Here is a 25,861-nt window from a genome sequence, read left to right as displayed (position 1 = left end):
GTCCAATGAAGCGGCTCGCGATATTTCTCGACGGTACCTGGAACACGCTCAACAACAACACGAACGTGTGGCGGCTGAAGTCCCTGACGGCGGAGACGGCCGACCAGTGCGTCTACTACTCCCAGGGCGTGGGGACGAAGCGCGGCGAGTCCGCACGCGGTGGCGTCACCGGCTGGGGCATCGACGACGAAATCATCGAAGCTTACACTTGGCTCATCCAGAACCTTGACGACGGCGACGAGATATTCATCTTCGGCTTTAGCCGCGGCGCCTACACGGCCCGCAGCCTCTCGGGGCTTATCTGCAAGTGCGGCGTCCTCAAGCTGGGCGCGCCGCTGTCGATCGAGCAGCTTTACGCTCGGTATCGAATCTACGATGCGCCGACGATCAGGTCGCTTCTGGGCAAGGCCTTGCCGGAGGGCGCGTCGCTCGAAGAGCAGTGGCTGACGAAGTATTCGCGCCCGACGAAGGTCAAGTTCGTCGGCGTCTGGGACACCGTCGGCTCCCTCGGGCTTCCGGTGTGGAGCATGGCGGCCAAGGTCCACAAGTACCGGTTTCTCGACACGCATCTGCGCCTCGACAACGAGTACGCCTTCCACGCGTTGGCGCTGGACGAGCATCGGAAGGACTTCGAACCAACCTTCTGGACCAAGACCGTGAAGGCGGGGCAGACCGGCGCTCCGGATCGCTCGATCGAACACGTGGAGCAGCGCTGGTTCGTCGGTGCGCATGCGAATGTCGGTGGCGGATACGCGAGCGATGCATTGGCCCAACGTCCGCTGAAGTGGCTTATGGAGAAGGCCGCCGGGCTCGGCCTGGTTTTCCGCAACCAAGTCGCAATCGATAGCTCGCAGATCGCACCGCCAGTCACCGACTCTTATCGCGAGTTCGCATACGGGCTTTACCGCTTCGTCTCACGACCCTTCTATCGGCCCGTTGGTCTGGCGCCGGACGTCGGGACTCAAGCCACAACCGCGCGGATCAACGAGACCATCGATGGCTCAGTGTTCGATCGTTGGCGGGCCGACACCACCTATCGACCCTCGAACCTGGCCGAGTGGGCGAAGGGAAGGGGTGTCGATCCCACCGCGCTGCTGGGTGCCGTCCGGGCTACCGATCCCAAGGTAGGCGTGCCGTAACGAACGGTTCGCTCCCGGAGTTGCCAAGCGTCGATCCGAAGGAAGGACTAGTGCTCGACATCCTCAGGATGGACATCACCAAGGAACTTCTTCGCAAAATGACGAAGGAGGAGCGGTGCCTTTTCCTCACGCTCGGCCACGCGTCGAACCAGGTGAACGCGTTCTGGAAGCTGGTGATCGTTCTCGTCAACGGCGATGAAACCGATCCTGTGAAACAGAGGCTGGAGGGCGCCCAGACGCAGATATTCGTCAGGCTCACCATCGGCACGATGCAAGAGGCCTGGAGGCTAATCGAGGGGCGTTTTCTAAAGAGACCATTGGGTCGTGAATATCTGCCGTTGCTTGATGCACCTGCTGCGGAAGCTTTGGAACGCCTCAAGAAGAGATTTGGCAAGCTCAATAGGCTCGCCGTGATCCGCAACAACTACGCTTTCCATCATCCGCAGATCGACGAGGTCGACGCGGCCTTCGAGAAGGCTGCGGCCGAGGAGGGAAGCGAAGAGGCGGACTGGGCGATCTACTTCAACAAGGCGTTGTTGAACACGTTCTTCTTCGTTTCCGATTTCGTGCTTGTCCACGGCATGGCCAACGCGCTGTCCGAAGCCGACGTCAACGAGGCGCACAGGCAGCTTCTCAGTGAGATGGCGCCGGTCGCGAACGATCTCTCGGAATTCACGTTCGGATTCGCGGCCGCGATCTTCAAACGGTACGTCGGCGATGAACTGACGGTGACGCTGGTAGCGCAGGTGAAGGACGCTCCGGACATCGACGATCTCAGATATCCGTTTTTCGTCGAAACCCCGGGGCTGCGGGACGGTTGAATTTCTGCCAAACGCCCATCCGTTGTCGCTGTAAATGCCGAGCATAATGCGATCTGACTTGCCTCAAGTTCCGCGAGGCAGGATTTGAGTAGCATTTTCGGAGCGCAAGATCGCATCCATCTCATCCAAGTGATATGAGACGTAAGGCTCGTAGCGGCGCATCTTGAGGACGACCTCGATGATTGGTGCGATCTGGGTGTCGGATGTCCAGGCGATCGATAGACGGATCCATGAGGCGGATTGACCGTGCGCTGACCCGCTGCACTTCCTTGCGGGCACGCTGCCACATGAGAAAGCCGCCTAGCATATCGAGCAAGGATTCATCGTCTTGCCAGGTCCTGGGGAACGTGCCCTATCCCGAGCGCCCAGAAAACTTGCCATCGCTAAAGCCGCTTCAGAACTGGCCAAAAATCGAAGCCGCGAGACTTGCGGCAGCTGCAAGGTCATTGGCATGCGTCGAATCCCCATTGCATTGATGCTCGCCCTTCTGTCGAGCATGACCTTGGCCGATCAGTTTGTCGGGCAAGCCAGCGTTATAGACGGCGACACCCTGGAAATACATGGAACGCGCATCCGGCTTTTGGGTGTCGATGCACCGGAGAGCAGTCAGCTGTGCCGCGGCGAAGACAGCTTGCAATATCACTGCGGTGCGCAGGCCGCGAACGACCTCGACGCCTTCATTGCCCGGCGTCCCGTCAACTGTGTCCCGCTCAACCTCGACCAATATGGCCGCACAGTCGCGACCTGTTCGGTCGGTGGCGCGGACCTCGGCGAATGGCTTGTGATTAACGGCCTGGCGCTGGATTGGCCTCAATACTCGAAAGGCAGATATGGCGGGGCTCAGCACAATGCCGAGCGCGCTGGCCGGGGAATCTGGAAGGGCAGTTATGTCGAACCGTGGCTCTACCGCGCCTGCATCCGCGCGAGCGGCAAGCCGGCCGCCTGCTCCGATGATGCAAACTCCCATCCGTGATCGGCTGAGACGGCGAGCCGGGTCTTGCAGGTGGCGCTGGCCTGCTTTGGGGCGACTCACGCTAACTAATCGTCATCGATTGCCTCACTGCATGACAGGGACGACATGGTTGCAGCCACCCGTGAACTGCCATCTTCTGGTTACGCGCTCGAAGTGGATGGCCGACTGAAGGCCGAATTCGCAACCCGGGATGGCGCCAGGGCAGGTGGAGAAGAGTTGAAGAGGCGTTTCCCTATACTTCACATCAGGATCTATGACGCGCAGACGAATGCGCGCGAGGAAATCTAGATTTCCGACTGGTGGATTCTTTCGCTTGCGCGCGTGCGGCTTCCGCCGCATCGGGCTCTCGTGGACCGAGCCGCTTTGCGTCTCGGCCATCCGGCGTCGATCCCTCGCGCAACACTGCGGAGCTCCTCGCCGGGGGCACTCGGGAAAGGGTCCCGCCGTCATGAAGTATGCCGGCGTCGCTATCACTGCCCCGTTCCCGGGTGCCCTCTTAACCGGTCTCGTCGCTGCACTCGGACCCGCGTGCCCCTTCGGGTCGCTATGCTCACGCTCTCCGGGTGCCATTCTCCGTTGAGGCGATGCGCCATCGGCGCACGCCTGATCCGGCCTGCGGCCCTAGGCATCTCAACGCTAGGTCTCATGAAGAAATGGGACGGAATGCGGGTCGCCTCGCAGATTTCGCATTCTCTCACGTGTGTGCCTGCGGCGAGGGCCAAGCCGGGCTCTCGCAAGTCACACGCCGTCGTTTCCTCGCGTAGGAGGCTGAGAGTAAGAGTGCTGCCCGGGTTTTGCCGTGACGGGTTACAGGCTGCGAGAGAGGCTCGCGGCGCCCGTCGCGGAGATCCGCGATGTCCAGACACTATCCTCGAGCACGCACCGGTGAGGACCGGGCAACCCTTTATGACGAAATCACCAACAAGATCATCGGTGAACTTGAGGCCGGCCGAGTGCCGTGGGTCCAGCCTTGGGGCGCCGCGGCGGCGAAGGCGTCTTTGGCCATGCCGAAGAGCGCCGCGACCGGCCGTCAATACGGCGGCATCAACGTTCTGATCCTCTGGGGTTCTGCCACCGAACGCGCATTCACAGGCCAGAGCTGGCTTACCTTCCGCCAGGCTCTGTCGCTCGGTGGTCACGTCCGCAAGGGCGAGCGCGGGACGACCGTGGTCTATGCCGATCGGTTTGTACCGGTCGATGAAAAGCGGCGCGCGAGCGAAACGGGCGACGAAGCGCAGGCTATCCCATTCCTCAAGCGGTTCACGGTCTTTAATACTGATCAATGCGACGACCTGCCTTCGGAGATCGCAACGACGGCGCCGCCCCCGCCGCCAGGCCTGATCGAGCCGCAGGTCGAATCTCTTATAAAGGCGACTGGGATCGATTTTCGCATTGGCGGCAACCGCGCATTCTATGTGCCGGCAGACGACTATGTGCAGGTGCCGCCACCGCAGGCCTATTTTGAGCCGATCAACTGGCATCGAACGGCCTTGCATGAGCTGGCGCATGCCAGCGGCCATCAGTCACGTCTCAACCGCGACTTGTCAGGCGGTTACGGTACCAAGAAGTATGCTTTTGAAGAGTTGATCGCGGAGATATCGGCTGCGTTCAGCTGCGCTTCGCTCGGTATTGTGCCGACGGTGCGACATGCCGACTATATCGGATCCTGGCTCGAGGTGCTGCGCGAGGACAATCGCGCGATCGTGCGAGCTGCTTCACAAGCCAGCAAGGTCGCCGACTATCTCCTTGGATTCTTGCCGGAACGTGCTGTCGACATGACGACCGAGAGAGCGGACCAGGAGGCTGCGTGAAGCTCTCGCCAGCCGGGTCGAAAAAGAGAGTGAGAGGGACGTTGTGGTTTTTCGCGACGGGTTGGAGGCCGAGAGAGAGGCTCCCGGCCGCCCGTCGTGGAGAATCGACATGACGAAGGCTATCCAAAAGATTACTCTGTCACCCTCGCGCGACATCCCCTTCAACAAGCTGGTGCTCAGCCAGTCGAACGTGCGGCGCGTCAAGGCAGGCATTTCGATCGAGCAGCTCGCCGAAAGTATCGCGCAGCGTACGCTCCTGCAAAGTCTCAACGTGCGAGCGGTTGTGGACACGGAAGGCAACGAGACCGGCATGTTCGAGGTGCCGGCGGGCGGCCGGCGCTATCGCGCACTGGAACTTCTCGTCAAGCAGAAGCGCATGGCGAAGACGCAGGCCGTTCCGTGTGTCGTGCGCGAGGGCGGCATCGCAGAAGACGATTCGCTTGCGGAGAACGACGAGCGGGTAGGCCTTCATCCACTCGATCAGTTCCGAGCCTTCCAGACCTTGAGTGGCGCCGGCATATCCGAGGAGGATATCGCGGCTCGGCACTTCGTGACGCCGGCCGTCGTGAAGCAGCGACTCCGGCTAGCCTCCGTGTCGTCAAAGCTGCACGAGGTCTATGCCGAAGACGGCATGACCCTCGAGCAGCTCATGGCCTTCTCGGTCACGGCGGATCACACGCGGCAGGAACAGGTCTGGGAGAACGTCAGCCGATCCGGCTATGACGAGCCCTATCAGATCCGCCGAATGCTGACCGAAAATACCGTGCGGGCGTCCGATCGCCGCGTGCAGTTCATTGGGCTCAATGCTTACGAGCAGGCAGGCGGCGGCGTTTTGCGGGACTTGTTCGAGCACGATGATGGCGGCTGGCTTCAAGACATCGCTTTGCTCGATCGCCTCGTGACGGAAAAACTCAAGGGCGAAGCCGAGGCGATCGCCGCCGAAGGATGGAAATGGATCTTGGTGGCGGTCGATTTCCCCTATGGCCACACCAACGGCTTGCGCGAACTCGACGGCAAGCCCGCCGACCTTACGGCCGACGAGCAGGCCACCATCGACGCTCTCAACGCCGAGCAGGCAAAGCTCGAAACCGAGTATCAGGATGCGGATGAGCTGCCCGAAGAGGTCGACCAGCGTCTCGGCGAAATCGAGGCGGCACTGCTGGCCTTCGAAGACCGGCCGGAAACTTACGATCCGGCCGGGATTGCCCAAGCCGGCGTCTTCGTCAGCATCGATTCCGAAGGACAGCTTTCCGTCGATCGGGGCTATGTTCGGCCTGAGGATGAGGCGCCTGCGGCCGATTTCGATGTCGCGCGGGGCACCGATGCGTCGTTGACTGAGGGGCAGGAGCCTGGTGCTTCCGCAACTCGCACAGCGATCTCGGTCGCCGGCGGATCGACCGAACCGGACGAGGATGATGAGGACCCGGCAAGGCCGTTGCCGGATCGGCTCATCATCGAACTGACGGCGCACCGTACACTGGCGTTGCGGGATGCGCTGGCGGAAAATCCTGCGATCGCGTTCCAGGCGGTGCTGCACAACTTCGTGCTGACGGCCTTTTACCGGTTCGCGTCGTCCGGGAGCTGCCTTGAGATCGGGCTGCGCACGCCAACCTTTCCCGCTCAAGCTCCGGGGCTGAGGGAAAGCGTCTCGGCTAAGGCTGTCGAGGTGCGGCATGAGGCCTGGAAGGCACGATTGCCGAAGAGCGAGAACGATCTCTGGGATGCGCTGACGGCTCTCGATGGTGGTGCACAGGCATCGCTGTTCGCCCACTGTGCGTCCTTTGCGGCCAACGCTGTCTATGAGCCGGCCAATCGTTACAATCAGGGTCGTGTCTCAGCCCACGGCGTTCGCACGCGGCTCGATCAGGCCGACGTCGTGGCGCGCGCCGTCGGGCTCGACATGGTGGAGGCTGGCTGGAGACCGACTGCCGACAACTATCTCGGCCGGGTCACCAAGCCTCGCATTCTGGAGGCGGTGCGAGAAGCAAGAGGCGAGTCTTCCGCGCAACTGATCGACCACCTGAAGAAGGCCGACATGGCCAAGGAGGCCGAGCGTCTCCTGGATGGCTCGGGCTGGTTGCCGGAACCGCTGCGTCTCGTCGACTCCAGTGCGGCGTCGGTGGAGCCGGAAGGTGAAGCGGGCCCACTGCCAGAATTCCTGGCCGACCAGGAGGATCCGCAGAGCGCCCGCAACGATGATCCGCAACAGCTCGACGCAGCTGAATAACGTCGTGGCGCGGGGTGGCTCCGGCCGTCCGGCAGTTGCGTGGGGACCGGTGTGCAGCACCGGTCCCCATTTTTATTGGGAACGGTCGAGAGGGAGAGTGGGGCCGGGAAGGGTTTGAATCGCCGTGGTCTTAAGGAGAGCGCCGGGCGGTTCGACCCGTTCCTGCTCTCCGAAAGAAATCCCCATGACCGAATCCCTCGCCGGCGGCCCTGCCGCTGCGCCGCTCTCGATGCATGCCGCTGCAACTCTCACCTCCGCTGTGGTCAGGGCTGCGCGACAGCTCTTGACCGATCTCGAACGCGGCCGCCGTATCGATGCTGCCGTCCTGCGCAGCGTCATGGAGGCGGCGTTCGGCGCCTCCGACGCGGACGGTGCCTGGAACTGGAAGACCGCCTATGACGCCTGCGAGGCGGCCACCGTTCTCTTCCTTCGTAAGTTCGGTCCGAGCATGCGAACCAAGGCTGGTTCGACGGCCGCGATGCTGCCGATGCTCGCGAAAATCGCGAGCTGTCTGCCGACCCATACGCGGCGTTCCGAGGACAGCCAGGCGCTTCAACAATTCTCGACGCCGATCCCGCTGGGGCTGGCCGCATGTACCGCAGCCGCCATTACGCCGGCCGACCGCGTTCTGGAGCCCTCCGCCGGGACTGGCTTGCTCGCCATCTTTGCCGAGCTCGCCGGTGGCGCTCTGGTGCTGAACGAGTTAGCCGAGTCCCGCGCATCGCTGCTCGATCATCTGTTCGCCAACGTTAAGACCACGCGCATCGACGCCGCCCAGATCGATGATCATCTCGAAGCAGGCGTCCTGCCGAGTGTCGTCTTGATGAACCCTCCGTTCTCGGCGCTGGCGAACGTTGACCGACGAATGGCGGATGCCGCGCTCCGGCACATCGCTTCGGCCTTGGCGCGTCTTTGCGACGGTGGGCGTCTGGTCGCCATCACCGGTGCAAGCTTCGGGCCGGACAATCCGGCATGGCGAGATGCCTTCGTTCGCCTTCAGGAACGCGGGCGAGTTGTTTTCTCTGCCGCGGTCGACGGAGCCGTTTACGCGAAACACGGAACACAAACCGACACAAGGCTGGTTGTCATCGACAAGCAGCCCGCGACAGACCCGAACGTCTTCCCGGCCTCGCTCGGCATCGCGGGCGATGTCGCTACCTTGCTCGGCTGGGTGACCCAGCATGTGCCTCCGAGGCTGGCTGTTGCCGCCCCCGTCGTGATCGACGTCGCCAGGCGCCCTGCGATGTCACGATCCCTCGCCTCTGCATCACGCCCATTCTCTACTTCGGGTGGCGCCGCGTCAGAAGGTGTAGAATTCCCATACGAGACAGTCGAATGGTCGCCGCCGGAGGGCGCCCGGCTCACAGATGCGCTTTATGAGGAATACGGATTGCAGTCGATCCGCATTCCGGGCGCGCACGCGCATCCAACCAAACTCGTGCAGTCCGCCGCAATGGCGTCCGTCGCGCCGCCAAGACCTTCCTATCGGCCCCACCTGCCAGCCAATCTCGTAGCGGATGGCACCCTGTCGGACGCCCAGCTTGAGAGCGTCATCTACGCCGGTGAAGCGCAGTCCGAGTTTCTCGCGGGCTCCTGGACGGTCGATGCGACCTTTGATGTCGTGGCCGGCGCGCGCGACGACGCAGAGAAGGCTGTCCGGTTTCGCCGCGGCTGGTTTTTGGGCGATGGCACCGGCGCAGGCAAGGGACGGCAGGTCGCCGCGATCCTGATCGACAACTGGCTCAAGGAGCGTCGCCGGGCAGTCTGGATCAGCAAGTCCGACAAGCTGATCGAAGATGCCCAGCGCGACTGGTCCGCGCTCGGCATGGAGCGGCTGCTGGTGACACCGCTGTCGCGCTTCCGCCAGGGCACCCCGATCCAGCTTTCGGAAGGTGTCCTATTTACCACCTATGCTACGCTGCGGAGCGATGAGCGCGGCGAAAAGCTTTCGCGCGTGCGGCAGATCGTCGAATGGTTGGGCTCCGACTTCGACGGAGTAATTGTCTTCGACGAGAGCCACGCCATGCAGAATGCGGTCGGGGGCAAGGGCGAACGCGGTGACCAGGCCGCCTCTCAGCAGGGACGTGCGGGCCTTAGGCTCCAGCACGCCTTGCCGAATGCTCGCGTGGTTTATGTATCAGCGACCGGGGCCACCACGGTCCACAACCTCGCTTATGCCCAACGCCTCGGCCTGTGGGGCGGCGCTGACTTCCCGTTCGCCACCCGTGCCGAGTTCGTCGAGGCGATTGAGGAGGGTGGGGTCGCAGCCATGGAGGTGCTGGCGCGCGATCTCAAGGCACTCGGTCTCTACGCAGCCCGTTCACTCTCCTACGAAGGCGTCGAGTACGAGCTCGTTGAGCACCAACTTTCGCCGGAGCAGGTTCGCATCTACGACGCCTACGCCGATGCGTTCGGCATCATCCATAACAACCTTGACGCGGCGATGCGGGCCGCCAACATCACCGGCGAAACCGGCGCGCTGAACGGCCAAGCCAAATCCGCGGCACGATCCGCTTTTGAAGGCGCCAAGCAGCGCTTCTTCGGCCATCTCCTGACTTCGATGAAGACCCCGTCGCTGATCCGCTCGATCGAAAGCGATCTCGACGCCGGCCACGCCGCCGTCATCCAGATCGTTTCGACCGGTGAAGCGCTGATGGAGCGCCGGCTGGCCGAGATCCCGACCGAGGAGTGGGGCGACGTCCGGGTCGACATCACGCCGCGCGAGTATGTGCTCGACTATCTCGCTCATTCCTTTCCGGTCCAGCTCTACGAGCCCTTCACCGACCAGGAAGGTAATCTCTGCTCCCGGCCTGTCCATCGTGACGGCCAGCCGGTCGAGAGCCGGGAGGCGGTCGCCCGCCGCGACCGCTTGATCGAGAAGCTCGCCTCGCTCCCGCCGGTCCTTGGTGCGCTGGATCAGGTCGTCCAGCGCTTCGGCACCGACATGGTCGCCGAAGTGACCGGCCGCTCGCGCCGCATCGTTCGCAAGGGCGATCGGCTGGTGGTCGAAAACCGGGCCGGTTCGGCCAACCTCGCGGAGACCTCTGCCTTCATGGACGACCTCAAGCGGATCCTCGTGTTCTCCGACGCGGGCGGCACGGGGAGGAGCTACCATGCCGAGCTGTCCGCGCGAAATCGTCGCTTGCGGGTCCATTATCTGCTCGAGCCCGGCTGGAAGGCCGACGCCGCGATCCAGGGTCTCGGCCGCACGAACCGGACCAACCAGGCGCAGCCGCCGCTGTTTCGCCCCATCGCGACCGATGTGAAGGCCGAAAAGCGCTTCTTGAGCACAATCGCCCGCCGGCTCGACACGTTGGGCGCCATCACGCGCGGCCAGCGCCAGACCGGAGGGCAGGGACTGTTCCGGCCCGAGGACAACCTCGAAAGCCAGTACGGCCGTGACGCATTGCGTCAACTCTACATGCTGCTGGCGCGAGGCAAGGTCGATGGCTGCTCGCTCGAGAGATTCGAGGATGCGACCGGCCTGAAGCTGACCGATACCAACGGGCTCAGGGACGACCTGCCGCCGATCACGACCTTCTTGAACAGGTTATTGGCGCTCACCATCGAGCTACAGAATATCCTGTTCACCGCGTTCGAGAAGCTAATGACGGCTCGGATCGAGGGTGCGGTCGCCTCTAGCACCTATGACGTCGGACTGGAAACGCTCCGTGCCGAGAGCTTTGTCGTCACCGACCGGCGGACGATTTATGCGCATCCGGGCACAGGCGCCGAGACCCGGCTGCTCACAATCGCCCAGCGCCAGCGCAACCAGCCTGTGGGTCTAGATAATGCGCTCGCTCGCCTTTCCGATCGTCATGCCCTCTTGCTGATCAATGAGCGCTCGGGACGATCCGCCGTGCAGGTACCGGCGGCGAGCTTCATGCTCGACGACGGCGAGGTCGAGCGGCGCGTCCGCCTGATACGGCCGATGGAGCAGCACAGCGTCTGCCTCAACATGATGGCGGAAAGCCATTGGGTCGAAGCCGACCGCGAACGCTTTGCCGCCGCCTGGCGGGCGGAGCTTGCCGAGGTACCCGAGTTCACGGAGAGTACGATCAACGTCGCGGCGGGCTTGCTGCTACCTATCTGGAAAAGGCTCCCGAATGAGTCGACCCGGGTTTATCGGCTCCAGACCGACGCTGGCGAACGCATCATAGGCCGCAAGGTCTCCGCCGCCTGGGTCGCAAACGTCCTTGCGGCGGACGCGCCGGCGCTGACGCCGGGCGCCGCCTTTGCCGCGCTGATGGAAGGACGCACCGTCCTCGATCTCGCGGAAGGGCTCCAGCTTCGGCGTGTCCGGGTGATGGGCGCATACCGCATCGAGCTGTCGGGATTCAACGACACGATGCGCGATCGACTGCGCGCCTACGGCCTCTTCGGGGAGATCATCTCTTGGAAGCTGCGCATGTTCGTGCCCACGGACGCATGCGGCGTCGAGATCCTGTCAAAGGTGCTTGAGCACTATCCGGTTGCGCGCATCAGCGGGCGGGAGGCCGCGTGATGTCCCGCGAGCCTTGCGAACTGGCATGCCGCCTCGCGCGCGAGGCCGAGGCGGTATGCCGACACTATCTCTCCAATGGCAAGCGGGAGGGCCGCTACTGGCTGGTCGGCGACGTCCACAACGCACCGGGCCGCTCGATGTTCGTGCGGCTCCAGGAATCGCGGAAGGGACCCGCCGGCAAGTGGACCGACGCCGCAACTGGCGAGCATGGCGATCTCCTCGACATCATCCGCGAAAGCCTTGGTCTGCGCGACTTCCGCGAGGTGGCCAAGGAGGCGAGGCGCTTTCTGGGACTGCCTCGTACCGAGCCGGAATTCGTCTCGAAGTCTGATCGTCCAACGGTGCCAGCCGGATCGCAAGCGGCCGCCCGCCGGCTCTTTGCGATATCCAGCCTGATCCAGGGGACGGTGGTTGAGACATATCTGCATCGTCGCGGGATAGCCTATGTGCACCATGGCGGCAGCCTGCGCTTTCACCCACGCTGCTACTATCGACCGGACGAGCACTTGCCGACCGAGACCTGGCCGGCGATGATCGCCTGCGTCACCGATCTCGATGGACGGATCACCGGCGTGCACCGCACCTGGCTCGATCCAGACGGCTTCGATCGGATTCGTCTCGGAAAGGCTCCGATCGATACGCCGCGACGGGCAATGGGCGACCTCCTCGGCAACGCCGTTCGCTTCGGCATGGTGGACGACGTGCTCGCGGCTGGCGAGGGTATCGAGACCATGCTGTCGTTACGCTGTGCGCTACCGACCATGCCGATGGCTGCTGCGCTTTCGGCGAATCACCTGTCAGCAATGTTACTCCCATCTGGCCTGCGCCGGCTCTACATCGCACGCGATGCCGATGCTGCCGGAGATGTGGTGCACGCCGTTCTGACCCAGCGCGCAGCAGACGCCGGCATTGAAGCGATCGCGCTATCGCCCCGGCTTGGAGATTTCAACGAAGATCTGCACGTCTTCGGTATCGAGGCCCTACGAGCGGCCTTGGGCATTCAGCTCGTACCGGAGGATGTCGCCCGTTTCCTGCATGCGTCAACGGTGGCGGCGGAATAAGCCACCGTCATTCGCTCGATCGTGATAGGTCTGTCATAGACGAGGCCAATGCCGGAAGAGGACGCGACCTCGGCCTTCTAGAGGGCGATCGGACGGCATGCGGCCCGGGCCGGCAATGGCTGCGGCCGGCTATTTTCCGCCGCGCGCCGAGCGATGCGGACACACATCACCATCTGAACGGCGCGCTTTGCATCGCGAAGCAAAATAGCCGGCCTCCGCCATCCTACGCTGCCGCTTCGGCCCTCCGTTTCACTCCGGGTTCTGGCCCGTTCCGCCTGCCGCCTGAGTGATCGCCACGAAGGCCGCGATGGGCGCGGCCGATCCGGCAAAGGACCTCTTCCATGACTGACTATGACAACATCGAGCCGCCACACGCCTCGTCTCCAACCGACCACGTCCTGAGCGAATTGCAGCTCTTCGGCTATCGCCCCTTCGACGACCAGCCTGATCCAAGACCGCTTCCCGAGGGCAAGATGATCACCGGCGCGGTTGCCGATATCTTCGACGCCTTGGTTGCGACCTTGAGCGACACGCGGATTGAGCCGGATCTCAACGAGCTGCTTTGGTCGACCGTTAACCTGTTTCACCGTGCCGTCGATCGCATCGAACGCCAGCTCGACGACAACGAACAGATGCAGCAAAAGAGCCAACGCGAGCAGAATGGCTCCGAGGTGCGATCGGTCGAACTCGAGCGTCTGACGGCCGAAGGCATCACGTTCATGGAGCGCCGCAATTGCTTGGAACTCTTCCGCGACCAGGCGATCGAACGATTTGAGGCCCACACCGGCTCGTCATGGCGACCGCGATCTGGATCACTGGTCAACCACCGCACGCTCACCGCAGCGATGATCGACTCCCGCGACTTCATCGCGGCCAAGCGTCGTTCCGAGACCGAGGTCATGTTGCCGCCAGGGCCGAAGATCGCACTAACCGGTGGGCTCGACTTCAATGACCACCACCTCATCTGGGATCGTCTCGACAAGGTTCATGCCAAGCATCCAGACATGGTCCTGCTCCATGGCGGCTCGCCCAAGGGCGCCGAACTGATCGCCTCCAAATGGGCGACCACTCGGAAGGTGCCACAGATTGCCTTCAAGCCGGACTGGACCAAGCACGCCAAGGCGGCGCCATTCAAGCGCAATGACGTCATGCTCGAACTCCTGCCGATCGGCGTCATTCACTTCCCAGGCACGGGAATCCAGGACAACCTCGCCGACAAGGCGAAGCGCCTCGGTATCCCCGTTTGGAAGTTCGGCGGCGCGTGAGCGCCGTCTTGCTCGCTCGAACGCAACCGAGACGGAGTTGCAGGCGCCGCAACTCCGCCTCGTTTCGACAACATATCAACTGTTGCGCCGTGGTGGTGGTGGAAGGCGCGACCGTTACACCTTTGCACATGGAGCCACCATCATGCTTGCCCTTGGGCTTGTCCTCAACACCGTTGGCATCGGCTTGTTCTGCTGGCTGGTCTTTGCGCTGGCGGTATATGCCTTGCCGTTTTTCGTCGCACTGAACATCGGAATGATGGCGTTTCATGGCGGCGCCGGCGTCGTCGGCGCGCTGCTCATCGGAATTGCCGCCGGCGCACTGACACTTGCCTTTGGTCAGACCGCCCTCGCTGTTACTCGATCCGTGGCCTTGCGCATCGCGATCGTAGCCGCATTCGCTGTTCCAGCCGCCGTCGCCGGATACAATGTGGTGCTTGCGCTTTCGCAGTTCGGGGCGCCGTCGCTGGCTTGGCGTGAGTTCTTCGCTTGCCTGGGCGCGGTTTGTGTTGGCGGCACGACGTGGGCGCGCTTGACCGTGTTTGCGGAGACCCGCTCGTTCGAGCCGGCTAGGCTGATGGAGCAACCGTCTCAACCCATTCTCACGACCGCCACGCGCGAGGGATGATCCTTCGTCGCCTTCCTCGTCAAACAGGCTCTCCTAGATCGGTGCGTTCAACGAGGGGGCGTCGAGCTTGAACGAGGTAATCGCGGCCCTCTTCGGCGCGCTTCGACCAAGTTGCGCCCATTTCGGTTCGGCCCACATAGCTGCGGTGGCGCGGGGCTCCGGTCCGCCTCGATCGTTCTTTCGCGGACGATACCGTCCCTTGCGGCAGATTGTTTCCGTTTCTACGCCTAATCGTTCCGACCTCTTGTGCAGCTCAACCGAGATTCGCCAAGTCTTTTCCCGAGATTGCGGTTCAGCACGCGGACGCACGTGGCCTCTTTGATGGCTTGATCTGGCCGAAGACCGGCTTCGCCTCGATCGTCTGAGCCGCAACGCCGTTGAGGTGACTTTCTTCCCCTGGGCTTGCGCCCATTCCTCGCGAGGCAAGAAAGTCGCCACAACGGCGTCCTCCGCTGCGCTCCGGCCCGCAAGCGGGTGCGTCGCCGATCGTCCTCGGCCTTTAGATCGCCATCGAGGCCGCGGTGGTCGCGGGCTCGAAACACAACAGGAGAAGTGACATGGCTAACATCGGTTCTTTCAAGAAGGTGGGCAACGATTTCCAGGGCGAGATTGTCACCCTGAGCCTGCAAGCCAAGGGCGTACGCATCGTCGCCGAGACCAACCGCTCCAACGACAACGCTCCCAGCCACCGCATCTACGTGGGCCGGGCCGAGATCGGCGCAGCCTGGTCGAAGCGCTCCGAAGAGGGGCGTGATTACCTCTCGCTCAAGCTCGATGACCCCTCGTTCAACGCACCGATCTACGCGAACCTGTTCGACGACGAAGGCGGCGAGGGCTACACTCTCCTCTGGTCACGGCCCCGCAAGAACGGCGAGTAAGATCGCTCCACCAAAGCCCCGCCCGAAGATCGGGCGGGGTAATGGTCCTCTCGAACTCAATGCGCAGCCGGCAAGGGACCCGGCTTGGCGGGCCACCCAAACGGGACGGCTACGAACGCTCGAGTGCATGGGGCTGGCGGAAGAGGCCGGTCCCGGCCATTCGCAGCTCAGCGCCGAGCATGAGACAAAGCTCAAGCGCATGGGCGAGCGCGGCGACATCATCAAGACCATGCGTCGCGACCTCGCCATCGCCGGAATATCGCGGGGCTCGGCAGATACCATCTTCGATCTGGAACAGGCCGGCCAGCGCCTGGTGGGGCGCGTCGTCGGTGAAGGTTTTCGGATGAACTGAGAGAGCGCCGTTATGTCGTGCTCGATGGCGTCGACGGGTGGACGCATTACGTTGAGATCGCACGTCTCTCGGGTGCTACCCTCGTTAGGACACTTGCTCTCCAAATTAGGACAGTCGGGATTGGTCATTTTCGCTCGTGCTTAAACAACAACGCCGCTCGCTTGAAATGCATGCGATGCGGCGTTGGTCCGGCCCCAGGAAGGACGTGGCAAAATCCTGGCTCCAATGAAAGTGCATGGAGCGGGCCAAGGTATTATGTCATCTGGCACCGGATGACTCCGGGTACAAAGAGGCGATTTCTTGCGCTCCGATTCACAGGCATTGTTTCCGGAAGCTCAGTCCGTCCAGATGATCCGGGGGTTGGGAAGTAACGATGATGATCACAACCTTGACAAAGCAGTCCTCAGATCCCAGTTCCAGCCATGCCCCCCTTTTGGGGCTGGCGCGCCAGAACCGGAATACTTGGTTACCGACTCCATCTTGAGCGCAGCGGTGCGTAAGGGTCTGGCGGATGTTTTTGCAGAGCCGCGTCTGTCCGGGCCTTCGCCGTGCGAAACGATGGTGATTCGTTTAATCGAGCGAGCATGTGAATTTTGCCGTCCGGGTCTTTCTGGCGTCGAGGATTGACCCCATCAGCAAAGAGATAAGACCCAACAAGGTTCAATGCCTCATTGGCTGCAATTAAGTCTCGATGGGCGCGGTTTAGATCGCCAAGGCTATAGGCTAGTACAAAATCTGGATCGAGATATTCAGGGTCCCAACCGTCGCAATCAACCATTCCGTTCGCTTCGCTGAAAACGTGAAGTCTAAGATCGAGTTCCTTCATCAAATCGGGATCAGCCAAAGCCAGAAGGTCTGGCCTCTGCTTGCAGCCGCCCCACATCCAATGGGCTAAATGGTTGCGCGGCGTCGAACTACTTTCCGCCAACGACATTGCAGTGACGAGCACCGAGTAGCTCTCCAACGACAGGACAGCCTTAGCGGCGTTATCCAAGGCCTTGAGTTGCAATTGTTGAGATGTGAGCGTTTCATAAGATGGCGATAGCTGAACGCGCGCCGCTGCCTACTACCTCGATTAAGAGGAATCGCAAACGGTGTTCAATGGATGCCCAAACGGCAAAAATCCTGGCAACCGCGGCGGCCATTTCTGGCTTATCGTCGAGGACATTTGGGTCTAAGTAGATTTCTGCATCTGGAATAATACGGCTAAACGGATTGGGCATGGTCGAATCCAAAAAGGCGGTCGGACATTGAGTTTCATCCGGACGCGATGGAGCGTTTCTTTCGAGCCGTGAATGTTGTCGTGAAAAGTCCGCCTCAGCATCGGATAACGAAGAAGGCAATTCGTAAATCGCGAAAGAAAAAAGCCCAGCTAATCAAGCTGGGCTTTGGGGTACTTGGGAGTTGCCCTGCTGTTGGATGGACTAACTTGCAACCTTCAATTCAGGCTTGGGGTTAGCCCTTACATCGATAGAAATCGGTAGAGGAAACAGATCGCCCTTGGCGGTCTTTTCCATCAAGCTCGATCCTTCTGACAAACGAGAAACTAGCTGTTCGTAGACGAAAAGAGCCTGCCGAATTACTTCAGTATGGGACGCGGCGTCGGTTTTCTTCTGGAGCCAATCCATACGTTCCAGCGCTCGGTCTGGAATCACTAAATTGAGCCGTTTTTTGTTGCTCATGCACGAAGCCCTCCATGGCGGTGTCGGGAAGTCCAATGATGCTCTGTTGGACGAAATCAGTACGCGGATAATACGCGAATGCAACGCATTGTAAACATATTATTTGACAATAAATATTACAAAAATGCCCCCAGTTAAGGGGGCAAGTTAACTAGGAGGATAACACGAAGATAGCTAAGAGCCCTCTCTCACATCGGCAGGAGCCGATATAAAAAGTCTGCAATGGTCAGAAGTGCAGCCACGCGAATGGCGACTTCCATCCACCAATGCCAGCGGGGAACTTCCTTTATCCCCTCAAAGGCATTCGCTACTTCCTGTTTTTCCTCCGGCTTCTGTTCGATCAGATGCATTGCATCCTCCAACATGGTCGCAGGAACCCAACTACCCAAGTACTGGCGAATCGTGGGTTGTTCGATATCGCCGTGTCAGAGGTTACGGATGCGACATCTCGGCGTCAAGTTTGATACACATTTTTTGCGCATATGCGGCGCTAAATTAGGCGTCTATTAACCAATCCTTGACGTGGTATCGGATTAGGGAGACGGCGGCTCAGGGTTTTGGCTGTTTCCTGCGCCATCGCAGGAAGCGCCCCGCTCTAAAACGGAATGTGGTCATCGGTAGCGTCGGGCATCATCCTGGTCGATCGGCATGAAGCGCGGGATTGGGCGCTAGTGGCGCCGAGTTCGGGGACATGGTCATTTTCGGACGACGCTCTGAGTAAGATACTGAAATTAAAGCTAGTTATACTGTTTTAGCGAGAATAGTATAGCGGACTTGCACCGAAGTTCCGTGAGTTATACTATTCTCGCAAAAATAGTATAACGAGGTTCCGATATGCCCACGAACCACGGCCTCGATGTCACCTACCAGACGCTTTATTCCGAACTGGTCCAGCGCAGCCTCGATGAGAGCTTCACCTCCGAGTTCTCTTCGAACGGACGGTTCGTGGCTGTCGAGGTCAAGGGCAGAAGATACTGGTATTTCGACACGCCCAAACCTGAGGGCAGCGGCCAAGATCGCCGCTACGTCGGTCCCGTGGATGATCCCGAGATCACCAAGAGGGTCGAGGCGTTCAAGGATCTGAAGGCCGACCTGAAAGGACGTCGCCGTCTCGTCTCCACGTTGATCCGTGAAGCCTATCTGCCGCGCCCTCTGCCGATCACGGGCCAGGTCGTGGAAGGGCTAGCGAAGGCTGGCTTTTTCCGCTTGCGGGGAGTGCTAGTCGGCACCGTTGCGTACCAGTGCTATGCCGCAGTGCTTGGTCGACGCCTTGACGCAGCCGCCATGCAGACCGGCGACGTCGACTTTGCGCAATTCCACGAAATCTCGGTGGCTATCAAGGACTCCATGCCACCCGTACTGGACGTCCTCCGCCAAGTCGACCCGACGTTTCGCGAGGTTCCGAGCCAGGCCGACGGCAGGGTCTCCACCCGATTCGTATCGAGGAGCAACTTCAACGTCGAGTTCCTGACCCCGAACCAGTGGTCCGACGACCAGGCAGGAAAGCCGGTCCCGATGCCGGCGCTGGGCGGGGCGGCGGCGTCTCCGCTCCGCTTCCTCGACTACCTGATCTATCAGCCCATCCGCGCGGTGCTGCTGCATGGGGCTGGCGTGGCGGTCCTTGTCCCGTCGCCGGAACGATACGCCATCCACAAGCTCATCGTTGGATCCCGCCGGAAGGAGGATCGCGATGCGACCGCAAAGAGCGCGAAGGATCGGCTGCAAGCCAGATCGATCATCGAAGCGATGATCGCGAACCGCCAGCATGCTGATCTTGCTTCTGCCTTTACGGAACCATGGGATCGCGGCGACCAGTGGAGAGCGGCGATCCGCACAAGCATCGCGACCTATGACGATGACTTCCAGAGCTCGCTCCGAACCGAATTAGCTAAGGGGGTAACCGAACTCGGCTCCGACCCCGCCGACTACGATCTTTCAGACAAGCTCGCCGAAGCGGAAGCCACTCAGCCACGCCCAAAATGACTGGCGAGTTGCGGGCCGATGCCCGGAGCCGCCGGCGCCAGTATCAGCGATCCAGGGGAGCGTGTCGTCGGCGAGCCTCATGACCAGCAGTAGCAGCGGCAGCACAAGGTGTCGCCACGACCGTGCCAAGCATCAGCCGTGCCGGCGGCGCCGATCATGCCGACGTCGGCATGCCGATGACGCCGTCGCCACGATTACGGTCACTAACGCGTCAGCATGACGTTTTACTCATGACCATCGGCCAGATCGATACGTCGTCATCGCGCTTCGAAGGTTGCGAGTAGCGCGAAGACACGACACCGGTCGGTGATTTCCGGTCTTAACTTCACGGCCTGAGTACAAGTAGAAGAGGCGATGTCATGCGAAAGCGCGTTGGCCGCTCCTTATATGCCGACCCGCATGATTGCTCTGTGGTTGTTGAGCGACCAGTTGTGCTGCTTTACGTGGCGACCCCGCAACGGGGCGTCCATTTGCGCCAACTGCTCACGCTCAGTTGAAGCGCTCGACGACGCTGGCCTACCTCGATCTTCAATCACCACGTCTGATCGGCCTTGATCAACCCCGCGCTTGCTGCAAGCGCTACTTTTTATTTCGATTGAAGGCATAGCGCGTTCGTCGTTCTCATCTGGCGGTTCGCGTGGACGCGCCAGACCTGCCGTTCATCGTCTGTCTACGCAGCGGCGCGAACGATTATGCTCGGCCCTTCGCTCGGTCGCCGCGTATTTCACCGCAGCGACCTATCGCAGCATCGCGGAGACCCTTTTCGGCGAAAAGGGTATACCGGCTCGTGCCGGGAAAACGCATTTTCGCAGCCGAACCATCCGTCTGATACAAAGCGGCCGCGCGTTGGCGCGCGGAGGCACAAACTTCTGCGGCCCAAGCGTAAAGACGAGGAGCGGCATCCCTGAGGGGTGTCGAAAATCGGCTTCTCGATATTCAGCATCCCCCTCCGAGAACATGCTTCTCCATGATGACCGCACACACGCCTGCGCCGTCATGCGTGATGCGCTGTCACCTTGGAGTTCTCAAATGCCCGATCCAATGGCTGGTCTACCCCCGCGCTTCCTGCGTACACCGGAGGCCGCGCGTTATCTTGGTCTCTCGGGTCGCACGCTTGAGAAGCACCGGACGTACGGTACCGGGCCGACGTATCGGAAGATCGGCGGACGTGTCGTCTACGCCGTAGATGATCTGAAAGCGTGGGCCGACCTCGGCGCCAAGACGTCCACGTCGGATCCCGGCAAGGGCACTGTGCTGCCGGCCAAGAAGCATCCGGTCCTGCGTCCCTATGCAGGCCAGGAACGTCGTTGATCGACGCATGAGAGCAGTAACAATGCGGTGCAAGCACAATTCCGAGCGCGGCCAGCTTGACCTCTTTCGAGCGTTCCCCGGCGATCTCACACCCCGCGACGCGCAGGATCTGATGGCTCATCCGTTCTTTTCGTTCGCAAAGACGAAGCGGATTGTGCCAATCGATTTCAGTGCCGGTGCGATCTCAATACATGTTGAAGCGGTGCCGGAATACGGCATGGCTACCATCTGGGATGCAAACCTTCGGATCTGGCCGGCGTCCCAGATCGTCGAAGCCCGTGAAGCTGGATTGAAGACGTCGCGCCGGCTGGCTGCGACGTCTTACGAGATACTAACGTTTGTCCGCCGCGGCACCAGCGCGAGGAACTATGACCGTCTGGAGGCGGGTCTCGACAGACCGCAGTCAACGACCGTGCAGACCTCGATCCGCCAACCGACAGAGGGACGGTGGCATCGCTTCTCCTGGATGAACAAGTGGAAGGAGATGGCCGATGCAAAGGGGCGTCTATTCGGGCTTGAGCTGATCCTGACTGATTGGTTCTATGCCGGCGTCATTGATGACGCACTCGTTCTGACGATTTTTTGCGCTTATTCCCATCCGACGGACGGAGTCGAGCGCTGGCTTTATCGTCTTGTTCCCACGCATGGCGGTCGGCAGCACTCCGGCTGGAGTTTTGACCTTGTGCACCTTCATGCCAAGTCCGGCATCCTCTCGCCGCTCAAGCATTTTGCATACGACGTACGGCAAATCGACCAGCGCCAGACATTGCCCGGCTATCAGCTGGGGCTCACGCGCGATCCGAACGGCACCGAGCGCCTGAACTTCGCACCAACGCCTCTTGATCCCTTTAACGGCACACCTGCGTGGGCGCGGTCTCATTCCGCATTCGGAGGACGATCTGTGAATCAGCTCGTGCTATCGGGGACCCGATCCTCGTGCTATCGGGGACCGAAATCGGGCCTAAGCGGTTGCTTCTCGGCGTTTGCCTGCCACCGCAACTTTACTAACCAGAAATCCTTCGGATTTCTTCTAACGGACCAGATCACAAGCCGCATTGGAGGTGACTGCCAACGGCAGGCCGCCGGTCCTGCTTACCCTCAGAAGCCACACACGCTCTTCGAACTCCAAGCTCACGGCTCCCAGTCCCAGCGTCAGGGAGCGGCGGCATGAGCGACCTTACCGAGGTGGAAGTCCTGTGGCTCGAGAAGCGTATCGAAAACCGCATTCGGTTCGGTCGCATCGTCGAGGAACGGAAGATTGATCGTCACCGGCGCGTCCTGTCATTTGCACCGGGTAGCATCTTTGGCTTTGTCCGTTGGACCTCCAACGACTTTGGCACGATCATTTCGCGAATCGACATCTTGCGCGCAGTTGCACCGGGGCAGCGCTGCTCGACCGTGCCGTATGTGAAGCCCGGCGGAGAGATTTTGTTGCGACTCTCTGGCTGGCCAAGAGTCGAACGAGTGTTGCAGATGATCGATGCCATTGAGGCGATCGGCATCAATCCCTCGGACGTTGCTCCTGATCATTGGCATCACGTTCATAATCGTCTGTCCGTCAACGAAAACCCGCGTTCCTACACGAACGCGCGCCATCAGGCATGGCTGCGTCGTCAGAGGGTGATGCGATGACAGGCCGTTTGAAGACGCTGACCACAACGTTTGGGGCTGCTGCTGCGCTCGTCGCGACAATCACCCTGAAGCCACTTCCGCTCTACGTTTGGAATGCATCGACGAGCGTGCCAATCGGTCTCTATCGCTTACGACCAGTGAGGGGCTTCCATATCACCGAGTTGGTCGCCGTTCGGCCGCCGGAGCCGCTCGCAACATTCCTCGATCTGAACGGATATCTGCCCATTGGAATCCCCATGCTCAAGCGCGTGCTGGCGCTGCCAGGGCAGAGCGTTTGCAGAAGTGAGCTCACGATTTCGGTCGATGAAATTGCGGTTGGCGAGGCACGGGATCGCGACGGACGCGGCCGGCCACTGCCGAAATGGCAGGGCTGCCACGTCGTCGGCGACGGCGAGCTCTTTCTCATGAACTGGCAGTCGGACGACTCCCTTGACGGGCGGTATTTTGGATTTCTTCCGGCATCGGCCGTGATCGGTCGTGCTCTCCCGGTGTGGACATGGGAGGAATGATCGTGCGTGTTCCAGTTGTCTACCCCGCCATTCTTCTGTTCGATCGATTGCGAGACCATTCCTCCGTACCAGCCAATGTTTGCAAGGCTGGCGCGCGCAGCGGCGGTCCGGGGCGGCCGAATGGCCGGCGCGAAGCAGCTTTACCCTGGACAGGCGTGAGCACGACAGCATGCTCAACTCGGTCGGACGTGCGTCTTTGGGCTGTCGTGCCACTGCTGCTTATTTTGACCGCGTCGCATAGTGGTGCTTTGGCCGAGAACGGACCGGCGGCTCGAGCGGTCCATCAAGCGGGAAGCCCGTTCGCCGCTTTTATGGAAGAAGCGTCACGACGCTTTGCAATCCCCGTGGACTGGATCAGGTTTGTGCTGGACAGCGAAAGTTCTGGGCAAGTGCACGCCAGATCGCCCAGAGGTGCGATGGGCCTTATGCAAGTCATGCCCGCGACTTGGGCAGAACTGCGCCTGCGCTATGACCTGGGCAACGATCCGTTCGATCCGCGCGACAACATTCTGGCAGGCACGGCATATCTGCGTGAATTGCTCAGTCGCTATGGCTCGCCTGGCGTCTTTGCCGCGTACAACGCGGGACCAACTCGCTACGAAGAGTTTCTCACGGGCCATTCCCTGCCTGATGAAACGCGAGCCTACGTGATCAAGCTTGCAAGCCGCTTGCGCATCGAACTACCTCCGACGTGGATCGCCGACCGGCAGCCGTCGGCAGCGGCAATGTTATTCATTGCACGATCTGATGTCATGCGTAGGGGCGATCGGCCAGCGTTCGTACCTTCGAGCGACACAACGACTGCATTCTCGTCGCGAGATATTTTGCAGATGGGCCCCAAGTCCACTGGGGTGTTTGTCGCCCGATCAGGTTCGGGAGCATCGCGATGATCAGGCGCAGGTCGGTAAGCGGTGGCGAGCTTCAAGGAACGATCGGCGAAACGGCAAGACCAGTGCGCAAACACGACGTATGTATCCGAGGCCTTCACATGAGGTCGGATCTCGACGAGCCTAATGCTCTCGCACTGGGTATATGCTGGCAATGCGCCTACCGCACGAGCTCCTATTCCGTACGGGGAACACCTTTGCGAGCTTTCGCGATCACTGCTTCGGCACGTTCGATCGCGGCACTGAACTCTGCGCTCTTCCACGTATCGACCGAATGGCCGTCATCGAAGGACTCATCGGAAGCTTCCCGCGCTCGTGCGACCAACTCACGAAGCGCGGCAAGGGCTTCGGAGAGCAGTTTGGCATCCGCTCCGTTTCGGGAAGATTGCGTCACCTCCGTATCTCCATCACATCGCGATTGTGGACCGTCAGGCAGTTTCGTTACAATAGATCACCGTCGCTATTGCGCCGGGTCTGATCTCGAGTGCTTCGCAAACCTCTGCTCAGGCGGCTGCCGCCCCAGGTTCTGCGCATATTCAATTCCACGGCAGCAGTTCGTCAATTCGGCTTACGGGCCGCTGGAAAGGCGGAGAGCGAGCACGACAGGTCGACGGCTCTTCAAATCGGGCGTCGAGATACCGGTGCACGGCGATAACGCGATCGTGGCCGAATCCGGAGCCTGGTGCGACGACTTGGAGCGTCGTTGCCACAAGGGAGAGCTCCGATGAAACTCTATGTTGGACTGGACGTCGGCCTTGAAGAAACCAGCGTCTGCATCGTCGATAGCGAGGGTCTCACGGTTCGCGAAGTGAAGGTCAACACCGAGCCAGAGGCGATCCGCTCCGCGTTGGAGGGCTACGCGGATCGTCTCGATAGGGTGGGGGTTGAGGCGTCATCGCTAGGTATCTGGCTGTATCGCGAACTACAGGCAGCCGGCCTTCCAATCATTGTCGTGGAAGCGCGCCATATGCGCGTTTCGCTATCGACGATGCGCAACAAAACTGACCGAAATGATGCGCGCGGCATCGCGCAGATGATGCGGCTGGGCTGGTACCGCGCCGTCCATGTCAAGAATATCGACATGCAAAAAATGCGCACGTTGTTGACCAACCGGAAGCTGCTCAAGCGCAAATTGGTCGACCTCGAGAACCATGTTCGCGGGGCGCTGCGGGCCTATGGATTGCTCGTCGGAGCGGTCGCCCGGGGGTCTTACGAAGCTCGGATCCGCGAGCTGATCGAGCACTGCGACCCGGTCTTTGCGATGTCCATCGAGGTCATGCTGGACGTGCGCCGCGCGCTTCTCGAGGGCTACGAACGGCTGCATCGCGTGCTGCTGCAGGTGGTCCAGCATGATCCCGTTTGCCGCCGTCTGATGACCGTTCCGGGCGTCGGTCCGGTCGTCGCCTTGTCCTTCAAAGTTGGCGTTGATGACCCTCATCGCTTTGCTCGATCACGCACGGTGGGCGCCCATTTTGGCCTGACGCCGAAGCGCCACCAATCTGGAACATCGATCGATTTTGACGGCCATATCAGCAAACAAGGCGATATCTCCGTGCGAGAAGCGCTCTGTGAGGCGGCTGCCAGCCTGCTGCTCCGGGTCAGAAAATGGTCGGCACTGCGGGCATGGGGCCTGCGGATCGCCAGGCGGTCGAGCATGCTGTGCGCGATTGCCGCGGTGGCGCGGAAACTCGCATGCATTCTGCATCGGATGTGGGTCAGCGAGACCGATTTCCACGTCGGATTCGGTGCCAAGATCACGCAACGGCTGCGCTTAAAGCCTGCGCAATAGCCTCCGCGCCGGCGAGCCAGGAAGGCGCTGGGGACACGCCCCAGCATTGTTGAGGAGGAACGAAACTAGAGATCCGCGCGCGCGGTGAGCGTCCCCTGGCGGGGCCGCGAAACGGGGAATGTCCGCTATCTCTTGCCTGCTGCCGCCCTTCGGGGACGAGAGCGCAAAACTGCTTGGACAGCCCTGTTTACGAACCTGGTGAAGAGCATGCGACGGCCGAAGTGCTGAACGCGAAGGAACGCATGGACCCCGCCTGGTGAATGCCACTGCAACGCGGTGTGGTGACGTTTGTGCGTCGTAGATGGAGGGAAGCAGCGATGCTTATTCTGCGAGGAGTCGAAGAAAAGCGTAGGAATGAGTTGACTTTGAACGCCCGATTAGGAAGGCGAGATAAAAGGGGCTCGCCGGTCGA

The 25,861-nt window shown here is 61.1% G+C and carries 24 protein-coding genes and 2 pseudogenes; 20 read left to right on the top strand and 6 right to left on the bottom strand.

Going from position 1 to position 25,861, the window contains the following annotated elements:
* Positions 1-5 precede the first annotated feature (5 nt).
* From QMZ05_RS02150 to QMZ05_RS02105, 10 genes are all read left to right on the top strand, one after another.
* Positions 6-1,139, top strand: coding sequence for a DUF2235 domain-containing protein (locus QMZ05_RS02150; RefSeq protein WP_353699264.1), 1,134 nt, complete (start codon positions 6-8; stop codon positions 1,137-1,139).
* Positions 1,140-1,189: 50 nt separating this feature from the next.
* A complete protein-coding gene (locus QMZ05_RS02145; protein WP_353699263.1) occupies positions 1,190-1,960 on the top strand; it encodes a hypothetical protein in 771 nt (256 codons plus the stop codon).
* A 451-nt stretch (positions 1,961-2,411) separates the two neighbouring features.
* On the top strand, positions 2,412-2,933 hold the full coding sequence (locus tag QMZ05_RS02140) for a thermonuclease family protein (RefSeq protein WP_353699262.1): 522 nt from the start codon (positions 2,412-2,414) through the stop codon (positions 2,931-2,933).
* A 105-nt stretch (positions 2,934-3,038) separates the two neighbouring features.
* On the top strand, positions 3,039-3,221 hold the full coding sequence (locus QMZ05_RS02135; protein WP_353699261.1) for a hypothetical protein: 183 nt from the start codon (positions 3,039-3,041) through the stop codon (positions 3,219-3,221).
* Between the two features lie 566 nt (positions 3,222-3,787).
* Positions 3,788-4,744 carry a zincin-like metallopeptidase domain-containing protein gene (locus QMZ05_RS02130; RefSeq protein ID WP_353699260.1) on the top strand — a complete coding sequence of 319 codons (957 nt, stop codon included), beginning with the start codon at positions 3,788-3,790 and terminating at the stop codon, positions 4,742-4,744.
* 109 nt (positions 4,745-4,853) lie between these two features.
* The gene (locus tag QMZ05_RS02125; RefSeq protein ID WP_353699259.1) at positions 4,854-6,971 is read left to right on the top strand and encodes a ParB/RepB/Spo0J family partition protein; all 2,118 of its coding nucleotides are present in this window, start codon (positions 4,854-4,856) and stop codon (positions 6,969-6,971) included.
* Between the two features lie 184 nt (positions 6,972-7,155).
* Positions 7,156-11,475: a strawberry notch-like NTP hydrolase domain-containing protein gene (locus tag QMZ05_RS02120; RefSeq protein WP_353699258.1), complete on the top strand. Its 4,320-nt coding sequence runs from the start codon at positions 7,156-7,158 to the stop codon at positions 11,473-11,475.
* Positions 11,475-12,536, top strand: a complete 1,062-nt coding sequence (locus tag QMZ05_RS02115) for a toprim domain-containing protein (protein ID WP_353699257.1) — start codon at positions 11,475-11,477, stop codon at positions 12,534-12,536. The genes QMZ05_RS02120 and QMZ05_RS02115 overlap by 1 nt, the downstream gene beginning before the upstream one ends.
* A gap of 341 nt (positions 12,537-12,877) precedes the next feature.
* A complete protein-coding gene (locus QMZ05_RS02110) occupies positions 12,878-13,801 on the top strand; it encodes a DUF2493 domain-containing protein (protein WP_353699256.1) in 924 nt (307 codons plus the stop codon).
* A gap of 142 nt (positions 13,802-13,943) precedes the next feature.
* On the top strand, positions 13,944-14,426 hold the full coding sequence (locus tag QMZ05_RS02105; protein WP_353699255.1) for a hypothetical protein: 483 nt from the start codon (positions 13,944-13,946) through the stop codon (positions 14,424-14,426).
* Between the two features lie 36 nt (positions 14,427-14,462).
* Here the strand turns inward: QMZ05_RS02105 and QMZ05_RS02100 are convergent.
* Positions 14,463-14,583: pseudogene (locus tag QMZ05_RS02100) on the bottom strand (DUF736 family protein); the annotation flags it as partial.
* Between the two features lie 400 nt (positions 14,584-14,983).
* Between QMZ05_RS02100 and QMZ05_RS02095 the strand changes: the two are divergent.
* Together QMZ05_RS02095 and QMZ05_RS02090 are read left to right on the top strand one after the other, a co-directional pair.
* Positions 14,984-15,304: a DUF736 domain-containing protein gene (locus QMZ05_RS02095; protein ID WP_018454792.1), complete on the top strand. Its 321-nt coding sequence runs from the start codon at positions 14,984-14,986 to the stop codon at positions 15,302-15,304.
* Between the two features lie 127 nt (positions 15,305-15,431).
* Positions 15,432-15,656, top strand: a complete 225-nt coding sequence (locus QMZ05_RS02090; RefSeq protein WP_353699254.1) for a DUF3363 domain-containing protein — start codon at positions 15,432-15,434, stop codon at positions 15,654-15,656.
* A 466-nt stretch (positions 15,657-16,122) separates the two neighbouring features.
* Here QMZ05_RS02090 and QMZ05_RS02085 read toward each other — a convergent pair whose 3' ends face one another.
* The 4 genes from QMZ05_RS02085 to QMZ05_RS02070 form a co-directional block, all read right to left on the bottom strand.
* On the bottom strand, positions 16,123-16,605 hold the full coding sequence (locus tag QMZ05_RS02085) for a hypothetical protein (RefSeq protein WP_353699253.1): 483 nt from the start codon (positions 16,603-16,605) through the stop codon (positions 16,123-16,125).
* A gap of 79 nt (positions 16,606-16,684) precedes the next feature.
* The gene (locus QMZ05_RS02080) at positions 16,685-16,879 is read right to left on the bottom strand and encodes a hypothetical protein (protein WP_353699252.1); all 195 of its coding nucleotides are present in this window, start codon (positions 16,877-16,879) and stop codon (positions 16,685-16,687) included.
* 201 nt (positions 16,880-17,080) lie between these two features.
* Positions 17,081-17,338 (bottom strand): hypothetical protein, encoded by a 258-nt coding sequence (locus QMZ05_RS02075; RefSeq protein WP_353699251.1) that lies wholly within the window; start codon positions 17,336-17,338, stop codon positions 17,081-17,083.
* Positions 17,339-17,526: 188 nt separating this feature from the next.
* A complete protein-coding gene (locus tag QMZ05_RS02070; protein WP_353699250.1) occupies positions 17,527-17,688 on the bottom strand; it encodes a hypothetical protein in 162 nt (53 codons plus the stop codon).
* Positions 17,689-18,172: 484 nt separating this feature from the next.
* Here QMZ05_RS02070 and QMZ05_RS02065 point away from each other — a divergent pair, with 484 nt between their 5' ends.
* The 7 genes and pseudogenes from QMZ05_RS02065 to QMZ05_RS02035 all read left to right on the top strand — a co-directional run bounded on the left by QMZ05_RS02065 (position 18,173) and on the right by QMZ05_RS02035 (position 23,663).
* The gene (locus tag QMZ05_RS02065) at positions 18,173-19,321 is read left to right on the top strand and encodes a GSU2403 family nucleotidyltransferase fold protein (protein WP_353699249.1); all 1,149 of its coding nucleotides are present in this window, start codon (positions 18,173-18,175) and stop codon (positions 19,319-19,321) included.
* Positions 19,322-19,888: 567 nt separating this feature from the next.
* A pseudogene (locus tag QMZ05_RS02060) lies at positions 19,889-20,170 on the top strand (DUF2285 domain-containing protein); the annotation flags it as partial.
* Between the two features lie 180 nt (positions 20,171-20,350).
* Complete coding sequence (locus QMZ05_RS02055; RefSeq protein ID WP_007594540.1) at positions 20,351-20,632, top strand: helix-turn-helix domain-containing protein; 282 nt, start codon at positions 20,351-20,353, stop codon at positions 20,630-20,632.
* A 22-nt stretch (positions 20,633-20,654) separates the two neighbouring features.
* The gene (locus tag QMZ05_RS02050; protein ID WP_353699248.1) at positions 20,655-21,803 is read left to right on the top strand and encodes a replication initiator protein A; all 1,149 of its coding nucleotides are present in this window, start codon (positions 20,655-20,657) and stop codon (positions 21,801-21,803) included.
* Positions 21,800-22,264 carry a DUF2840 domain-containing protein gene (locus QMZ05_RS02045; protein ID WP_353699247.1) on the top strand — a complete coding sequence of 155 codons (465 nt, stop codon included), beginning with the start codon at positions 21,800-21,802 and terminating at the stop codon, positions 22,262-22,264. The genes QMZ05_RS02050 and QMZ05_RS02045 overlap by 4 nt, the downstream gene beginning before the upstream one ends.
* A complete protein-coding gene (locus QMZ05_RS02040; RefSeq protein ID WP_353699246.1) occupies positions 22,261-22,773 on the top strand; it encodes a S26 family signal peptidase in 513 nt (170 codons plus the stop codon). The genes QMZ05_RS02045 and QMZ05_RS02040 overlap by 4 nt, the downstream gene beginning before the upstream one ends.
* Positions 22,770-23,663: a lytic transglycosylase domain-containing protein gene (locus QMZ05_RS02035; RefSeq protein WP_353699245.1), complete on the top strand. Its 894-nt coding sequence runs from the start codon at positions 22,770-22,772 to the stop codon at positions 23,661-23,663. The genes QMZ05_RS02040 and QMZ05_RS02035 overlap by 4 nt, the downstream gene beginning before the upstream one ends.
* A gap of 172 nt (positions 23,664-23,835) precedes the next feature.
* On the opposite strand, the gene QMZ05_RS02030 is transcribed toward QMZ05_RS02035, so the two are convergent.
* Entirely contained in the window at positions 23,836-24,054 is a 219-nt protein-coding gene (locus QMZ05_RS02030) for a hypothetical protein (RefSeq protein WP_353699244.1), read from the bottom strand.
* A gap of 330 nt (positions 24,055-24,384) precedes the next feature.
* Between QMZ05_RS02030 and QMZ05_RS02025 the strand changes: the two genes are divergently transcribed.
* Positions 24,385-25,449 carry an IS110 family transposase gene (locus tag QMZ05_RS02025; protein WP_353699243.1) on the top strand — a complete coding sequence of 355 codons (1,065 nt, stop codon included), beginning with the start codon at positions 24,385-24,387 and terminating at the stop codon, positions 25,447-25,449.
* Positions 25,450-25,861 lie beyond the last annotated feature (412 nt).

Origin of the sequence: Bradyrhizobium sp. INPA03-11B (assembly GCF_040446015.1) — a bacterium.
GTDB lineage: Bacteria > Pseudomonadota > Alphaproteobacteria > Rhizobiales > Xanthobacteraceae > Bradyrhizobium > Bradyrhizobium macuxiense_A.
Note: the sequence above shows the minus strand (reverse complement) of the source record. Positions and strands in the feature narration are given on the sequence as shown.

Coding starts and splice junctions, on each gene's coding strand:
- QMZ05_RS02150 (WP_353699264.1), top strand. CDS start 6: ATGAAGCGGCTCGCGATATTTCTCGACGGTACCTGGAACACGCTCAAC.
- QMZ05_RS02140 (WP_353699262.1), top strand. CDS start 2,412: ATGCGTCGAATCCCCATTGCATTGATGCTCGCCCTTCTGTCGAGCATG.
- QMZ05_RS02135 (WP_353699261.1), top strand. CDS start 3,039: ATGGTTGCAGCCACCCGTGAACTGCCATCTTCTGGTTACGCGCTCGAA.
- QMZ05_RS02130 (WP_353699260.1), top strand. CDS start 3,788: ATGTCCAGACACTATCCTCGAGCACGCACCGGTGAGGACCGGGCAACC.
- QMZ05_RS02125 (WP_353699259.1), top strand. CDS start 4,854: ATGACGAAGGCTATCCAAAAGATTACTCTGTCACCCTCGCGCGACATC.
- QMZ05_RS02120 (WP_353699258.1), top strand. CDS start 7,156: ATGACCGAATCCCTCGCCGGCGGCCCTGCCGCTGCGCCGCTCTCGATG.
- QMZ05_RS02115 (WP_353699257.1), top strand. CDS start 11,475: ATGTCCCGCGAGCCTTGCGAACTGGCATGCCGCCTCGCGCGCGAGGCC.
- QMZ05_RS02110 (WP_353699256.1), top strand. CDS start 12,878: ATGACTGACTATGACAACATCGAGCCGCCACACGCCTCGTCTCCAACC.
- QMZ05_RS02105 (WP_353699255.1), top strand. CDS start 13,944: ATGCTTGCCCTTGGGCTTGTCCTCAACACCGTTGGCATCGGCTTGTTC.
- QMZ05_RS02095 (WP_018454792.1), top strand. CDS start 14,984: ATGGCTAACATCGGTTCTTTCAAGAAGGTGGGCAACGATTTCCAGGGC.
- QMZ05_RS02090 (WP_353699254.1), top strand. CDS start 15,432: ATGGGGCTGGCGGAAGAGGCCGGTCCCGGCCATTCGCAGCTCAGCGCC.
- QMZ05_RS02080 (WP_353699252.1), bottom strand. CDS start 16,879: ATGCCCAATCCGTTTAGCCGTATTATTCCAGATGCAGAAATCTACTTA.
- QMZ05_RS02075 (WP_353699251.1), bottom strand. CDS start 17,338: ATGAGCAACAAAAAACGGCTCAATTTAGTGATTCCAGACCGAGCGCTG.
- QMZ05_RS02070 (WP_353699250.1), bottom strand. CDS start 17,688: ATGCATCTGATCGAACAGAAGCCGGAGGAAAAACAGGAAGTAGCGAAT.
- QMZ05_RS02065 (WP_353699249.1), top strand. CDS start 18,173: ATGCCCACGAACCACGGCCTCGATGTCACCTACCAGACGCTTTATTCC.
- QMZ05_RS02055 (WP_007594540.1), top strand. CDS start 20,351: ATGCCCGATCCAATGGCTGGTCTACCCCCGCGCTTCCTGCGTACACCG.
- QMZ05_RS02050 (WP_353699248.1), top strand. CDS start 20,655: ATGCGGTGCAAGCACAATTCCGAGCGCGGCCAGCTTGACCTCTTTCGA.
- QMZ05_RS02045 (WP_353699247.1), top strand. CDS start 21,800: ATGAGCGACCTTACCGAGGTGGAAGTCCTGTGGCTCGAGAAGCGTATC.
- QMZ05_RS02040 (WP_353699246.1), top strand. CDS start 22,261: ATGACAGGCCGTTTGAAGACGCTGACCACAACGTTTGGGGCTGCTGCT.
- QMZ05_RS02035 (WP_353699245.1), top strand. CDS start 22,770: ATGATCGTGCGTGTTCCAGTTGTCTACCCCGCCATTCTTCTGTTCGAT.
- QMZ05_RS02025 (WP_353699243.1), top strand. CDS start 24,385: ATGAAACTCTATGTTGGACTGGACGTCGGCCTTGAAGAAACCAGCGTC.